Origin of the sequence: Sulfurisphaera tokodaii str. 7 (assembly GCF_000011205.1) — an archaeon.
Classification (GTDB): domain Archaea; phylum Thermoproteota; class Thermoprotei_A; order Sulfolobales; family Sulfolobaceae; genus Sulfurisphaera; species Sulfurisphaera tokodaii.
This window is the reverse complement of sequence record NC_003106.2, coordinates 2019217-2033543: the sequence shown is the minus strand read 5'-3', so window position 1 is coordinate 2033543 and position 14327 is coordinate 2019217. Positions and strand designations below refer to the sequence as shown.

12 protein-coding genes and 5 pseudogenes are annotated in these 14327 nt (G+C 34.6%); 7 read left to right on the top strand and 10 right to left on the bottom strand.

Annotation, left to right across the window (positions count from 1 at the left end):
- Positions 1 to 102 precede the first annotated feature (102 nt).
- Complete coding sequence (locus tag STK_RS11190; RefSeq protein ID WP_010980091.1) at positions 103 to 600, top strand: hypothetical protein; 498 nt, start codon at positions 103 to 105, stop codon at positions 598 to 600.
- 595 nt (positions 601 to 1195) lie between these two features.
- The gene (locus STK_RS11185; protein ID WP_052847009.1) at positions 1196 to 1387 is read left to right on the top strand and encodes a PaREP1 family protein; all 192 of its coding nucleotides are present in this window, start codon (positions 1196 to 1198) and stop codon (positions 1385 to 1387) included.
- A 121-nt stretch (positions 1388 to 1508) separates the two neighbouring features.
- On the opposite strand, the pseudogene STK_RS14620 reads toward STK_RS11185, so the two are convergent.
- Positions 1509 to 2216 (bottom strand): annotated as a pseudogene (locus STK_RS14620) (transposase-like zinc-binding domain-containing protein).
- A gap of 221 nt (positions 2217 to 2437) precedes the next feature.
- The gene (locus STK_RS11170) at positions 2438 to 2914 is read right to left on the bottom strand and encodes a PaREP1 family protein (RefSeq protein ID WP_052847008.1); all 477 of its coding nucleotides are present in this window, start codon (positions 2912 to 2914) and stop codon (positions 2438 to 2440) included.
- 279 nt (positions 2915 to 3193) lie between these two features.
- On the opposite strand from STK_RS11170, the pseudogene STK_RS15420 reads away from it, so the two are divergent.
- Positions 3194 to 3534: pseudogene (locus STK_RS15420) on the top strand (RNA-guided endonuclease TnpB family protein); the annotation flags it as partial.
- Between the two features lie 150 nt (positions 3535 to 3684).
- On the opposite strand, the gene STK_RS11165 reads toward STK_RS15420, so the two are convergent.
- The 7 genes and pseudogenes from STK_RS11165 to STK_RS11145 form a co-directional block, all read right to left on the bottom strand.
- Positions 3685 to 4851, bottom strand: coding sequence for an AAA family ATPase (locus STK_RS11165; RefSeq protein ID WP_010980086.1), 1167 nt, complete (start codon positions 4849 to 4851; stop codon positions 3685 to 3687).
- Between the two features lie 956 nt (positions 4852 to 5807).
- A pseudogene (locus STK_RS14995) lies at positions 5808 to 6171 on the bottom strand (hypothetical protein).
- Positions 6164 to 6262: pseudogene (locus tag STK_RS15415) on the bottom strand (IS6 family transposase); the annotation flags it as partial. The pseudogenes STK_RS15415 and STK_RS14995, both read right to left, overlap by 8 nt.
- A gap of 532 nt (positions 6263 to 6794) precedes the next feature.
- A complete protein-coding gene (locus STK_RS11160) occupies positions 6795 to 7208 on the bottom strand; it encodes a type II toxin-antitoxin system VapC family toxin (RefSeq protein WP_069168156.1) in 414 nt (137 codons plus the stop codon).
- Entirely contained in the window at positions 7205 to 7369 is a 165-nt protein-coding gene (locus STK_RS11155) for a VapB-type antitoxin (RefSeq protein WP_232616478.1), read from the bottom strand. The genes STK_RS11160 and STK_RS11155 overlap by 4 nt, the downstream gene beginning before the upstream one ends.
- Positions 7370 to 7910: 541 nt before the next feature.
- Positions 7911 to 8294 carry a hypothetical protein gene (locus tag STK_RS11150; RefSeq protein ID WP_232616477.1) on the bottom strand — a complete coding sequence of 128 codons (384 nt, stop codon included), beginning with the start codon at positions 8292 to 8294 and terminating at the stop codon, positions 7911 to 7913.
- Between the two features lie 128 nt (positions 8295 to 8422).
- Complete coding sequence (locus STK_RS11145; protein WP_052846705.1) at positions 8423 to 9529, bottom strand: AAA family ATPase; 1107 nt, start codon at positions 9527 to 9529, stop codon at positions 8423 to 8425.
- A 207-nt stretch (positions 9530 to 9736) separates the two neighbouring features.
- Between STK_RS11145 and STK_RS11140 the strand changes: the two genes are divergently transcribed.
- Positions 9737 to 10885 carry an RNA-guided endonuclease TnpB family protein gene (locus STK_RS11140; protein ID WP_010980080.1) on the top strand — a complete coding sequence of 383 codons (1149 nt, stop codon included), beginning with the start codon at positions 9737 to 9739 and terminating at the stop codon, positions 10883 to 10885.
- Positions 10886 to 11669: 784 nt separating this feature from the next.
- Entirely contained in the window at positions 11670 to 12539 is an 870-nt protein-coding gene (locus STK_RS11135; protein WP_010980078.1) for a DUF3800 domain-containing protein, read from the top strand.
- Between the two features lie 130 nt (positions 12540 to 12669).
- On the opposite strand, the pseudogene STK_RS11130 reads toward STK_RS11135, so the two are convergent.
- A pseudogene (locus STK_RS11130) lies at positions 12670 to 13279 on the bottom strand (IS6 family transposase); the annotation flags it as partial.
- Positions 13280 to 13519: 240 nt separating this feature from the next.
- On the opposite strand from STK_RS11130, the gene STK_RS11125 reads away from it, so the two are divergent.
- Together STK_RS11125 and STK_RS11120 are read left to right on the top strand one after the other, a co-directional pair.
- A complete protein-coding gene (locus tag STK_RS11125; RefSeq protein WP_052846704.1) occupies positions 13520 to 13771 on the top strand; it encodes a hypothetical protein in 252 nt (83 codons plus the stop codon).
- Entirely contained in the window at positions 13764 to 14186 is a 423-nt protein-coding gene (locus STK_RS11120; protein WP_010980076.1) for a type II toxin-antitoxin system VapC family toxin, read from the top strand. The genes STK_RS11125 and STK_RS11120 overlap by 8 nt, the downstream gene beginning before the upstream one ends.
- Positions 14187 to 14327 lie beyond the last annotated feature (141 nt).

The following is a 14327-nucleotide window of genomic DNA, read 5'->3' as shown; positions in this document are numbered from 1 at the left end:
TTGTATAGCTCTAACGACTTTTTATATTTTCATAGTTTAAAGGAGTATTTAATTAGTCCAACGTTTAAGAAATATATTTTGATTTTACAATATATATTCTTGATGTGTGATTATAAGCTGAGTAAATATGATAGACCGTTGAAAAAAACTGAAAAGATATTGTTAGTGAGTAGAGAAATATTTAATAAAATATTTGATGAAAAATATTTTAGGGTTCTCGTTTCCCAAGATAGAGATGGGCTTAGTAAAAGCTATTATTACTACATTTTAGATTTCTATAAAAATGTTGGATTAATAGAAGATAATGCTTTAGTTTCTGTCACTGTGATTCCTTTTGTTATTGAAAATGATAAAATAGTCCTCGATAAAGCATTATTATCTGTTACTAAAAATGGACTAATTCTAATTGATCTAAATTCTGATAAATATAAGTGCGATTCATGTCCATTAAAGGCAGAATGCAAATATGGTTTAAAGAACGTTGCGTCTCAGCTAAAAATAAAACCAAAAGGTAGATCATTAAATGAAATTTGGGATAACTTAATATCTCAGTTGACAAAAAAGGTTATAAATAAGGTTGTAATGCTACCAATTCCTTAACATTATTTTAGTTTAGATATGCATCTAACTACATCTCTAAATACATAATATAGATCTCATATGTTTCGTCTCTAGCAAACCTGAGTGTGTAACCTTAGGAGGTTTATTAGCCCTTACTTCCGGCTCTTTTGAAGATATTGTAATACCATATAACGTGCAGTGGATTTCACTAATTTATAAGTTTAGTCCACTTCACTTGTTACGAGATGAAAATAGCTTATCCCTAATCGTTTCAAAATTTTATATTAATTAAAGAATTCGGAAAGATAAATTTAACTTAGCTAAATCTAAAATATATTTGATAATGCTCTAAATCTGACTTCCATATAGTCCCTAATGGTCAGTTATATTTTCTATGCAGAATACGAATAAAATTATCTGCATGTGATTAGATCACAAACCTGTTAATAATGTTTTAATAGCACAGAATATAATATTATAACTGATCCCTTCATCGTCCTGAAGGGCGAGGCTTTCTTCTCAATTTCTCATTCTCCAAAATTTGAATAGCGAACAAATAAATGACTATTATGTTATATTACAAACCATGACGTTTTATTAAAAATTATTAGAACTAGAGGGATATTATAGAATGATGTCTAGTATTAACATTCTTTCTGCAGCAGATCTATTACTTAGGGAGGCTAATGAGTTGTTGGAGAGGAGTGGTGTTGTTCAAGCTTCGGAAAAGTATTATAAGGCTGCTGAGGAGGCAGTTAAGTTGATGGTAAAGGAGTTAAATTTGACAGAAATACTAGAAAAGTTAAAGAAGAAGATTGAAGTTTAGGAATTTTACATGATGCAATTATTCAATTATCTCAGTGATTAGATAATGATAAGATTGTAGAACTTTGGAAATCCGTAGTGATGATACTTACTGCTAACCGAGTGTGGAGATAGTCTCATCATTAAGCTACAAATTCTGGGATTAGCATTCTCTCCCATAAGACTAGGGCTATGGAATACTTCACCATATTTATACTCCTGTTAACAGCCTTCGTCGCCCTCTTGACAAGCCTATCCCTCAGTGAGGAATGAAGCCCCTCGTTGGGATTAACTGGTGAGACTACCGTGTGATCCTTTAACCAAAAGTTGTAATCATCACTCACCCATCATCTGGCAAATACATTTCAACCTCACGAAAGGTATTCTCATCCCTATCACCCACAGAGTAAATTATGTATAACCCTAGCCTAGTATACAAATAACAAGTAAACACCCACTTGTAGAAAGCCCTAGTATTTCTGTACAAGTACGTCCACACCTCATCAACAACCCTAGTAACGGCCTTACCCTTGACCAGCTCTTTAGCCCTACTCCACTAGCTTCTCATACTTCCTCTTATCATAACGCTTAACCCAAGTGAAAACAGTACCCAAAGGCACATTAAGAACCCTAGAAATAGCCCTCATACTCATACCATTAGTATACATCCTCAAAGCCTTCTCCCTCACCTCCTTAGAGTGGTGGTGATAAACCGCGTCTGCAAGGAAGTACTTACCGCAATCCCTACACAGAAACCTCTGCCTACCAAGAGGCTTACCACACTTAACGACGTGATGACTACCACAAGAGGGACAAGCTAAATCTTGCCTAAATACAGGCTTCCTACCCATAAGTAATACTCATAATACAAATATAAATAGCTTAATGACGATACTATCTCCACACTTGAGCCAAGGATGAAATAAAAGTCATAGACTTATAAAATGGTTTATACACAGTTAAGTAAGAATAGCTTTAGATGTTAAACTCGAAGGTTTTACATTATGAAACTTAACGCAATTCCATCGAAGTAGATTTGAGGAGAAAGTTTAGAGTTAATTAAATATCCTTACTAACTATACGTACTTAAGATTTTCTCTATTTCGTTAAGAAGCAAAATAATGTCGTTCTTGGCTATTTCATCATTTGTGTAAGGACTTACGATACCCTCCTTATCTGGGCCATTATACTGATATTGATGAATAAGTAAAGCTAAATTAGTATAAAGCGAGATTTCACCCCCGATAACTTGTGAGACTATTTTTAATGCAGTACTGGGCATTATAGCGATAACCCAATCGACTTTCTCTATCATTTTCCCACCTTTTATTTTAATTTTACCCGTAAACAAACCCTTCAACTTATCCCTATGATCTACGGCAATACCTGCAACTAAAGCTTTCCAAGCCTGATAAGTTTTCCCTGCTGCATTCCTAATTAGGCCTTCATCAAGGAATTTTCTTGCAATCTCCGCTTCATATTTAGCCTCTAAGAGTCTTGTCTTCTTATAAGCTTGAAGATCAAACCAAGGCTTCGGTAGCTCTTGCATTTTTAAATCCCTTTTAATATCTATCACTTTACCACATAATAAGGTATAGCTATAACTATCAATGGAGATTTATAATTTAAATAACATAAAGATCGTTAACAGCTAACAATGAGCACCCTTAAACCATTTTATCATATAAAGTACTGAACCGATTAATAATATGACTTGAGCGAATATTTATTACCCAAAGAGCTCTCTCTTTTTTGTAATTAAAAAATAACATTAAAATAGTGCTGATAGTGATCATTGATAGAAATATAACTGGACTATTAAGGAGAAAGACAAGAAATATTCTGGTTAAAAGAAAAGGGATTAAAACCCAAATGAAAAAGACGTATTAGGATTTATACACCAGAACTATACGATAAACTGAGAGAGGAATTTCACTACCATCAAAGATTACTGAAGACTGTTACCGTGATGCACTAGCAACATACAAGAGTTAGTACAATAATCCTAGAAAGGGACGATTTTAAAGAGTATATAAACCAACAGTATGGTTAACACCAAAAGCTAGTTACACAATAAACTTTGAAAAAATGAGTGTTAGAATAACAAGTATTGGTGAACTACCCATCTTGGGTTATCCTAGGCACGGGGAGGGATATAAGGGGTATGAGGACGAGAGGTTGGATGTAAATTCATGAAACCTCAATGAAAGTCTGACCCCTAATTTATTCAAAACCCTTAAGAACTCAGCCCTCAAGTGGTGTAAGAATCTTATCTTTTACTCCGCTAAATGTTGCATAGCTTACAGTACAATTTGTATTTCAATCTGCACTTCTTTTCCTCACTTCTTCTGCAATTTCTAATAACTCTTTAGGACCTATACTTAAGTCAGCAATTTCTTCAGGTTTTTCCTTTAAACTAACTAGCCCTACTTTTTCCGCAATCTTACTCATCCTTTTTATAGCCTCCTTAGCTTCTCCTTTAGTTATTTCGCTCATTTTTACCTCAAATGCCCAGATAGGTTTCTTCTTTTTAACTATCACCACGTCAATGTCCTCCTTAGGAGAGTAATATAGCACTCCGCCAAAATATTTTGCTAATAACTCACCTACACTAAATTGCACTTCTCTCCCTATAGGCAACTCGTTTACCTCCACGTCTAGTTCGGAGACTGCATACTTAGCCTCGGCATATAAGGCTAAGGAGAGCGGAGGAGAGTAAACCTTATAGTAATTTTCCTTAGAGAGTGTAGGAATCTTCTGTACAAGTCCCATCTTAACTAGTTTATTAACCATTGAGGAGATAGTCCCCTCACCGCCTTTAGGTTGTATAATCCCTGCAATTTCTGAAGTCTTCCAAATGCCCTCTCCTAGAAGGAGTAATGTCTTGTAATATATTTCACTTAACTGCCTTTCTTCCTCTTTAAATACCTCGCCTATTAGCCCCTTTGAAACTAAGGAAAGCTCTTTTATCTTCCTAACAAAGTCATTATAACTATCTACAAAAGGAATTATCCAAGGGTCTCTGTAAAGCACTGAAAGAAGGGGATCTCTCAACTGTGAAAGCACGTCCTCATAAGATATTATCCCTATTTCCATGGGCAGAAATAATCCAAGGAGTGGGCTATTCCTATCAAATACCTTGTTAACTATTCCGTAACTAGAAGCCACAAGGACTAGGATCCCTTCCCTTTTCCAATTGCTTATTATACTCCAGTATACCTCAGGCAACCTTTGGAATTCATCAATTACTGCAGTACCTCCCTTGGACAGCGTTGATTTTACCTCCTTTATAACGTCATCTATTTTCATTGTATTATCATTAAGGTCTATTGCGTTGTTTGAATCCGCTATTAATGCGTAAAAGTCCATTTTTAGGTTGTTTTTTATAAGCGTAGTCTTTCCGGTTTTTCTCCTTCCGTAAACTAAAGTCCAACTGTTAATGTTCCTTATCTTTTCTTCTTCTCGTCTTCTAAGATATAATCTCATATGACTAGTCTTATCAGACTAGTTTATAAGGTTTGAGAATTTAGTTTCTTTACTTACAAATAAGTGTGGAGCATGGGTAAGAATTTAGAATGAAGAATAAAAAGGAATTTTACAGATTATACCAAGAAGGGAAGGAGCTCGGGCTCAGTAATAATATTCTAGCTTTCTTACTTCTTTCCGCTGTTGAAGAGATAAGCAAGTATTTTATTGGGGTTTTGATAAGTGAATCGGCGATTCTATATTAAGAAGAAATATTAGGAGTAGAATTTATAATGAATATATGATTAAATATGATTTTTTTCCTAGCTATTTATTACGTAATGCAAAACTTTGATGCCGAGACAATACGTGATAAAGTTAGATTTCTAAATGGATAGACATTAGGAAGAGATATCTCATTAACGTTTCACATACTGAAGTTAATTCTACGGATCTAACTGAGATTGAAAATTATTATTTATGGAGAAGGCGATTTTGGAACTTAGTAAGGATGAGAGTTGCTATATACTAAATACGTTAGTTAAAGTTTTAGTTTCGTAAAAGTAAGTATGGTTAAATTATTCGTCACTAAAAATAACGGGAACGCTTCCAGTTAAAAAACTCTCATAATCTTTACAAGAGGCTGGGGTTCAGACGAGAAGCTGGACAGAGAGACTTTGGCGTTATGCGTACTGAGACAGAAAGTTAGTGAGGCCTCTCATGACCGCTTGATGTTTATGCTTAAAACTTTGCCCATATGATAGATGAGCCCGAGAGAGCGTCCAATGTGTAATTAATGTGAATAACTAAATAAAGTAAAAAGTTATAAAAAACGTTTGCTCAGAATTAAATTCACTTAATTATAAGAAGTATGATAATATAAAATCAGTTTATTAAAAGCAATTACAAATAATCTCGCAATTTTCGATAACCCAAGCTGAGAGAACTTTTCTAGCATGATTTCCCACCGAGTTTTTCTAGTGTAAGACTCGCCTCTTCCTAAGAGCCCTAAACCGCTGAATATTATAAGCTAAACCTACGAGATTAGCGAAAGTATTCAACACCTCTAAACTCCTAGCATAACACCTCATCTTGAGGAAAATCCCAAAGAACTCAACACCACTCCTCAAAATCTCCAAACCCCTCCTAACCTATAAGACTCACTGTAAATCACCATAACAATCAGCATCTTCAAGTAAGTCAAGGGGTCATATTTAGTGAACTTGAAACCCTCGAACTCCCTTCTGATCACTAGCTCTTTCAAGATCTCCTCGCAATCCAAAAGATATTTACTCTTCCAACCCAATTGGGGGATTACGCTTGGTAAATCTCAATCCTCATGGTATAACCTAGGCTTAAGATTAATATACCCCATTAAAACTAATATTACTTGGGTGAGCACGGGAGTCCTCCATCTAGTTGGGTTGTTCATCGTTCACCCCCAAGAAAAATCCCCGTGCTCACCAAAAAAGTATTACGATGAATTCTCCATCTAAGTAAAAACAATTAATACAATTTATTTCAAATGAACGAAATTGTTGTCCACACTGAGACTGAACATAGTTAACACTATGTAAGGAAATCACGGTATTACAATCACAAGATTTATATAGGGGATACACGTTTGACACCCACAGATTCTCGGTTAGCATTTATAGGAAAATCGTTACATTTTTACGTTACGTTAAATAAATGTAAGATATATTGTCTTATTAACTGAAAATTCCTTGTGATTAACGAAATAAAGTAAGGAAGTAAATTCAAAGTATTTATTGGTTAATGAGCAAATATTATAATTTTTTATGGTGAGGGAATTTCCTTAAACTACTACTCGGTTCCCACAGGAATGTTAGAGGCGAAGCATGTGGAGCCTCTCACGGGGGACCGGATAAGGGGTATGGAAGTTGATATCATGAAATCTCGATGAAAGTCCGACCCCTTATCAGAGGAAAACTACCTGGAAGTCACTCTGGGACTATAACATAGTTCTTCAGCTTATCGTTTAATTTATTAAATAGTTTTAGGTCAGTAGTTAATAGCTTAGTACCTTCCTTTATAGCGAGATAAAGAAATGCGGAATCATAGAAAGGTAACTTCTCCTGTACTGCTAAGTTAATAGCTTCCATGGTAATATCCTTAACATAAACTATCTTGCATAATTTCTCTATAAAATCTAAAGCATTCTTTAACTGCTCCAATGTAATATTGTAATCATCGTTAAATATCACTATCCTTTTCCAGGCAACATTAGAAACTTCAGCAAAGGCCAAATCCAACGTTAAGAAATCTTCATCACTGCCTTCTATTATTTTTATCACTTTGTCTGTGAAATTATCTCTAAAGAAAAATGAAGCTATGGCAGAAGAATCGAGTATCAAGCTTCCCTGTCCTCTCTGATTAAGTCCGCATTACTTATATTTTTCATTTTAGCTAAATTCTTTCTCCCCTCTTCTATGTATTTCCGTATTAACTCCTCCCTTACTCTATCCTCTATATACTTACTTATCTCCTTTTGCCAATCCACGTTTACCAAATTCATTAATTCCCTTAGCTTTTTCGGTATCCGTATACTATAAACGGTAGACACATAAATAGATTCTCGTCCAGGTTAAAATAAATTACGGCTAATAATTTTAGGTTTTCCTTAGATTTTGGCGGGTCTTTCACAGCTCTTTTACGAATTCACTTTATTTTCTCATTTTGAAATCAAAAAATTGATTGTATATTAACAATTGGAGAGACCAAGGAGTTATACCACGGACTTAATGGGGATAATGATATATAATCAATTATTTCTTCATAGAATTATACTAATTCTATGGGATTATCACAATTCGCAAAGGAAACCTGACTCACCCACAGTTATGATGCTTCATAGATTATTTGATTTTTTATTAAAGCTGAATACAGATTTTACTTTTTAGTTTAACGATTAATTTTGAATTTAATGAAAATTGTGAACCTAACGTCTGAGAAAATTGAAGCGTCCCACAAAAGCATTTAGAAATTTCAGATGCATAATTCTTATTGAATACTCAAGTCATTTTTATTCTCCGTTCAAATATGTAATCAAAAAGGAGTTAAGGGTCATTTAATACTCTAACAATTTTTTGGAAACTTCTTAATTTACCTACTTTATCTAGGTTTATATTACTGATACGTCTAGGTAGATCACTCTTTTCATATCTTTCATGAGTTCTTAGATAATCAAGCGGATTATTCTCTTGTGGAAGTAAAAGTATTTCTATGTGTGGTTTGAAAACGATTATACAAACTTTGCCTATATCTTCTCCTGCCCTTTTCAGCATATCTTTTAACCTATTTTCAATAGAGTTAGGATCCTCGTAGTCGCTGTCCACGAAAATTATTATTCTATTAAATTCCTTAGAACTAGCACTTCTCACGATTCTTACAGTTTTTGTAGAAATTATATTACCTTTTCCACCTGCTGAATGGCAATCCAATTCGATCTCTTTTCTATCACTTGGTTTTCCTTAAGTTTTTTAATTAATTCGGTAATTGCCCTACAACCATATTTATCTTCCATAATAGCAAAGATCTTCTTTCTACTTGTTTCACTCAAAATGATTCCCTAATACAATATCCATTCGCTTAACAAAATACCATCATTAACCAACTTCTCCTTTAATTTATTAGGTTCATTTATTTTGCTGACCTTAGTTTCCCCTTTTTCTTTATCGAGTATTATAATTTCAGAAGGGTCCATAAAGTCAATGATTAATGGTGAATGTGTAGTCATTATAAACTGAGTATTAGAATAACGCATAACATCAATTAAGTTTTCAATATATCTAAGATGAAGTGAATTCTCTATCTCATCTATAACTATAGTTGACAATCCTAACAAATATACTGCAACGAGAATTGTTAACATTTTTATGAACCCGTCCGATACTGATGACGGTGGTAAGATTAATTCTCTGTTTTCACTTTTTTCAACAAAGTAGAGTCTTATATTTCCGTCCTCAGTAAAAACGGGTCTGAGTGAAATGTTATTTTCATTCAAGAAGTCATGAAGTGGTTTCATGTTTTCGCTCTCTATAATTTTAGTTAGATTGTTTGCAATAACTTTTACCAATCCGCGACCGTTTTCGTCCACTGCTTCTGGGAAGGTAAAGTGTACTGGTGATACTGCAATTTGAGGAACTATTCTGAACACACCTATATCATTCAAGAAATTCGTCATAAAATCTATGAATTCTCCGGGAAGGGGGAAATTAAGATTGTATATTATTGTAATGTTGGGTATTATTTGTGAGACGAATAAGTTAAACACACTTAGATTTTGAGAGATTGTAACTTCTTTATTTTCATATCTAATTACGTTATTTTCTCTTTCTATGGTATGAGAGGCGAAATTTATTATTTCCTTTTTTATCTGCAAATTGTTTAGTGAAACCTCATAGTGGTAATCTTTGCTCTTATATGTACCGTTAATCTCAAAGGAGATGTCCAAATTTTCATCTTGCATAAATATAACGTTCTTGTAATCTCCCCACCGGATGAAAGGATAAGGTGGGTAAGATAGGGGTCTAATGAGTTGCTTTAGAAAACTAAAAGCATCAACGAGATTAGTTTTACCAGAACCATTAGGCCCAACTACGACATTCACTTTTCCAAATTCAAATTCAGCGTCACGGTAGCTTTTAAAGTTCTTAATCGCCAATCTTTTTATCATATGATAAAGTGTGATACCGCTTTTAAAAACTTTAAATAACACTAGTAGTTAGATTATGGATCTCATTACATTCCAATATGAGGCTATCTATGAAGAGGATACTTTATAAAAAAATGGGGTTAAGGGGGCGGAAAGCCTTGCCTCTCTGAGGCGGGAATGGATAGCCCCTTATAAAGTTTAAATATTAGCTCTTTTAATTTTCTCCTAATGGCTAGGAGGGTTAAAGCGATCAGAGCTACTGTTTCGATGAAGATCGCCCTATCTGAACCCCTCCTAGCTCTTGTGAATAACTACGTTAAGGCACTACGTTATTCGTTGTTTTGGTTGAAAGAAAATGTGAAAAATCCGGAAGAGAAGGGTGTGTTAGGAAGAGTCCATGAGGAGTTATATGATAAGTTAAGAGGGGAATACAATCTACCATCAAAGGTTGCTGAGGACTGTTATAGGGATGCACTCTCAGTATACAAGGGTTGGTATAATAACCCAAGGAGGGGTAGGTTTCCTAGAGTGTATAAGCCGACTGTATGGTTAACACCAAAAGCAAGTTATAACATAGATTTTAACAAGATGGTGGCTAGGATTGCTGGTGTCGGTGAGCTCCCAATCCTTGGTTATCCTAGAAACATTAAGGACTACATGGACTGGAAGATGAAGGAGGCAAGGTTGGTAATCAAGGGTGATAAAGCGTTTCTTAAAGTGGTTTTTGAGAAAAAGAAAGTAAAAATTCAACCTAGGGGTAGTGTTGCTGTTGATATTAACATGAATGAGATTGTTGTTGGTAAGGATGATACTCGTTATGTTAGGATTTCTACACGCCTTCATGAGGTTCATCATTGGAAGTCTTTAGCTGAAGTTCTGCAGAGAAAGTACCCTAAGAGGTGGAGGGTGAATAAGAGAATTCTTGTAAGGATTAAGTACTTCTACTCTAAGGCTAAGCGAATCATGGAGGATTTTGCTAGAAAGGTTGGGAAGTGGGTTGTTGAGGTTGCAGAGGATTTTGGTGCTAATGTTATTAAGTTAGAGAACCTCAAGAATTTGATTAAACATGTTAATAAATTACCATCTGAGTTTAGGGATAAACTGTATTTGATGCAATACCGTCGTGTTCAGTATTGGATTGAGTGGCAGGCTAAGAAACACGGCTTGTTGGTTGTGTATGTTAATCCTCACTATTCTTCTGTCTCTTGCCCTAAGTGTGGTAAAAAGATGAAAGAAGTAGGTTATAGGTACTTCAGCTGTCCGTCTTGTGGTTATGAGAATGATAGGGATGTTATTGGAATTATGAATCTTAACAGGAGGGGGTCTCTGACCCTCTCGTCTGCCCCTCAAATGAGGGATGTAGTCCCGAACCGATGAGGGGAACCCTCGCCCTTCAGGGCGGGGATGAAGTCAGTCCTTATCGACCAACCTATTATAAAACCCAGAGCTCATTTAAAGAATCGAAATTAATAATTTTAGGATCTTTTGTCACGTGAGAGCGTCCAATGTGTAATTAATGTGAATAACTAAATAAACTAAAAAGTTATAAAACATGTTTACCTAGAATTAAATTCAGTTAATTACAACAAATATAATAATATAAAATCAATTTATTAAATGTAACTACAAATAATCTCGCAATATTCGATAATCAAAGTTAAGGGAACTTTCCTAGTGAGATTTTCCAATCTAGAGTTTAACACACGTATAATCTAGGTGTAATCTCATTAAGTATTATCATGCAAGTTGGTTCTGTAATATTTACTTTTCTACAAAAATTTATTAATAAAGTAAATTATATTAATTACACATTGGACGCTCTCACGTGAGATTCACGGCTCTTTTGCGAATTCACTTTATTTTCTTATTTCGAGATTATACTTTGACAGTTAGAAAAACCAACGAGTTATACCACGGACTTAATGGGGATAATGATATATAATCAATTATTTCTTCATAGAATTATACTAATTCTATGAGATTATTACAATTCGCAAAGGAAACCTGAATCGCCCTCCTTTGTCTTTCTAATTGTCAATGTACAATCAATTATTTAATCTCAAAATGATAAAATAAAGTGAATTTACAAAAAGAGCCGTGAATCGCCCAGAACCTCTGAATCGCCCGAAAGGTTTATTTATAAATAATATTTACTATAATTATGTATTTAGTTTATATTGATGAGAGTAGAAGAAATTGTGAAAATAGAATAGTTCTAGGTGGACTAGTAATTAAAGATGAATTCGTTAAGAATGTGAATAACATATTCGCTGATGTAATTTTAAATGAAATCAGTAGTGCAATAGATAGGCATACAATAGGTTCAGATAATTTGGAAGACGTTGAAACATGGATTAAGGATCGGCGGTCTCTTAATGATTTAATAATACACATGAAGGAGTTTATAAATGAGAAGGATACGTTAAGGAAGTTATTGAAAAAAATAGGCGTTACACATGAACAAATTATAGAAATTAAAAGGCATATTTTATTCGACATCGTGGAAAAGCTCGGTAAGATGAAAAGGGAAGAAGTTTTCGCGGTAGCTTCCAGAATAGAAAAACACTTAACATTGGATTTAAAGTACAAATTAGCTTTTAAGTTTATTCTTGAAAGGATTGCAATGAGCGTTAAGTATGGGGAGCCTATTCTAGTGGTTTTTGATACACCGGGCAAGGATTTTAAAGCTAATGAAATTTATGAGACATATAGGAAATGGTTAAATGAAGGTGTTATAGACGATGGTGATAAGAGTCCTTCATTTAGTGATTTAAGAATGAAGTATTTCGACGAAATCCTTATGTCAAGAGAAGGAGATCGAATACATAGAGGTTTACAAGTAACAGATGTCATAGCGTGGACTATAGGTAGAATGGATAATATAGATATCAAGAATAATACCTCTCCTTGTGTATTGAGAAGAGCAAGTAAAAAAGATCACGAATATGAAACAGTTGAACTATGCAACACTATCTTAAACAAGCTCTTTATAAGAAATAATGATAAAATATTAACGCTTAAGATTTACTAGGCACGGGCTTGGGCCTTATGACCCGCACCCGTGCCCCCCGCGTTATGCGGGTTTAATAACATCAATAATGCTATTCGTTTATTCTCTATTAAACTTTTCGCTTTATTAAATGCGAGTGTGGACAACAATTTTATTCATTTGAAATATTTACATTTATTATCACCCCTTTGTCTAACAAATATACTTGAGAGTAAAGGATGTTATAGATTAAGAAGAAGGTCGAGAGCCAGCGTGCTATAGTAAACCTATTTGAGTTCCAAGGGAAGTGGGAGTCCATTGAGGAGAGTCTATGCTTTAAACTTCTAAAGCCTTGTTCAGCGTAGTCCCTCTTACTAAACGTGACCATCTTATGCTCCACATTAAACCAACTAAAAGCATTATATACTGATAACCCATCATGTAAGTAGATGACCTTGTCAACCCTCTTGAAGTATTTACTAGCTAAAGCCTCAACACCCCTCATGTTAACTAGGACAACTAGCACATGGAGCCCACTCCTCAAGCTAGTAACCATAAAGAACGGTATAGCACCAGTAACTATATCCCTAACGATACATACGTAATAATAATTACCACCAATAACGAGAACCTTAGTCTCGTCAACAGCATAAAAGCCACTCAAGAGCACAAAATACCTAACTCAACCTCCTATAATAATACAGCAAGGTAGAGTGTGATAACCTAGCCCTCCAAGAAGACAAGCCAGCAAGGTATTCGGCAAGGCTTAACGCAACTCCTTCCCTAGGCGTGGAGGGCCGGACAAGGGCTAGGAGGGAGTCTGATAAACTAATCTTCATTGAAACTGTTGCTCTGATTGAGTTCTTTCCCCTCCTAGCCATTAAATATTCACTAGAAAAACTCATATTTAAATCTACATCCCCACCTTGAAGGACGAGGCTTTCAAACTTTTGTAAAGAGCAATTACTATCAGTTCCTAATGGAAGAAAAGGCTTATTATATTGGTATACCAATATAATATTATGGTAAATGTTGTCATTACTATAAAGGTGAATGAGGAAATTGCTAAATTAATTGAGAAGATGATTAAGCTTGGAATTGCTAGGTCGAAAAATGAGGCTGTGAATTTATTAATAGAATATGGAAGAGTAGAAATAGAGAAAAAAATACGTGAACAGGAAGAGGTTATGAGGTTAGTTGATGAATGGTTTAAGAATGGTTTTCCATATAAACGATTGAATACTTCTGACTTAAGGGAAGAAAGGTATGAGTGATTCTCACTATGTTGATACTAATGTCATATTATCCCTAGTGGAGGAAGATTCTAATTACGAAAAAGCAATAAGAATTAGGGGTATTAGAAATTTAGTTACTGGGGAAATAACAGTTTTAGAGCTTAACTCTTTCTACTCTAGGAAACTTAAGGATGAAATTAAGGCCAAAGCCGCAACCATTTACTCGTTAAAGTTCTCTAACGTAAGAGTGGCTGAAGTTGATTGGAACAGGTTGCTAAGGAAAAGTGAAGAACTTTCTTTAAGGCTACAGTTAAAGACCTTAGACATATTGCAGATAGCATCTGCTACACTGATTGGGGTTTCACAATTTTTAACTTTTGATAAGGACATACTAAGTAAAGAGGAACTGGTCAAAAAATATACGGGGATGGAAGTTAATGATTTAAGTAAATAGGTTAAGGAGATTCATCCGAAAATCATTACATTTTTACGTTAAAAACAAGAAAGACCTATAAAGAGAGCTAAGGAAAAGGCTAATGCTCGTAAACCCTCTTATGGAAGCCAATAGATAATACTCTTACGGTTAAAACTGGGT

Bases quoted from the DNA above. Each gene is read 5' to 3' on its own strand.
- STK_RS11190 (WP_010980091.1), top strand. From the start codon at position 103: ATGTGTGATTATAAGCTGAGTAAATATGATAGACCGTTGAAAAAAACT.
- STK_RS11140 (WP_010980080.1), top strand. From the start codon at position 9,737: ATGGCTAGGAGGGTTAAAGCGATCAGAGCTACTGTTTCGATGAAGATC.
- STK_RS11155 (WP_232616478.1), bottom strand. From the start codon at position 7,369: ATGAATTTGGTAAACGTGGATTGGCAAAAGGAGATAAGTAAGTATATA.
- STK_RS11135 (WP_010980078.1), top strand. From the start codon at position 11,670: ATGTATTTAGTTTATATTGATGAGAGTAGAAGAAATTGTGAAAATAGA.
- STK_RS11125 (WP_052846704.1), top strand. From the start codon at position 13,520: ATGGTAAATGTTGTCATTACTATAAAGGTGAATGAGGAAATTGCTAAA.
- STK_RS11120 (WP_010980076.1), top strand. From the start codon at position 13,764: ATGAGTGATTCTCACTATGTTGATACTAATGTCATATTATCCCTAGTG.
- STK_RS11170 (WP_052847008.1), bottom strand. From the start codon at position 2,914: ATGCAAGAGCTACCGAAGCCTTGGTTTGATCTTCAAGCTTATAAGAAG.
- STK_RS11165 (WP_010980086.1), bottom strand. From the start codon at position 4,851: ATGAGATTATATCTTAGAAGACGAGAAGAAGAAAAGATAAGGAACATT.
- STK_RS11185 (WP_052847009.1), top strand. From the start codon at position 1,196: ATGTCTAGTATTAACATTCTTTCTGCAGCAGATCTATTACTTAGGGAG.
- STK_RS11145 (WP_052846705.1), bottom strand. From the start codon at position 9,529: ATGATAAAAAGATTGGCGATTAAGAACTTTAAAAGCTACCGTGACGCT.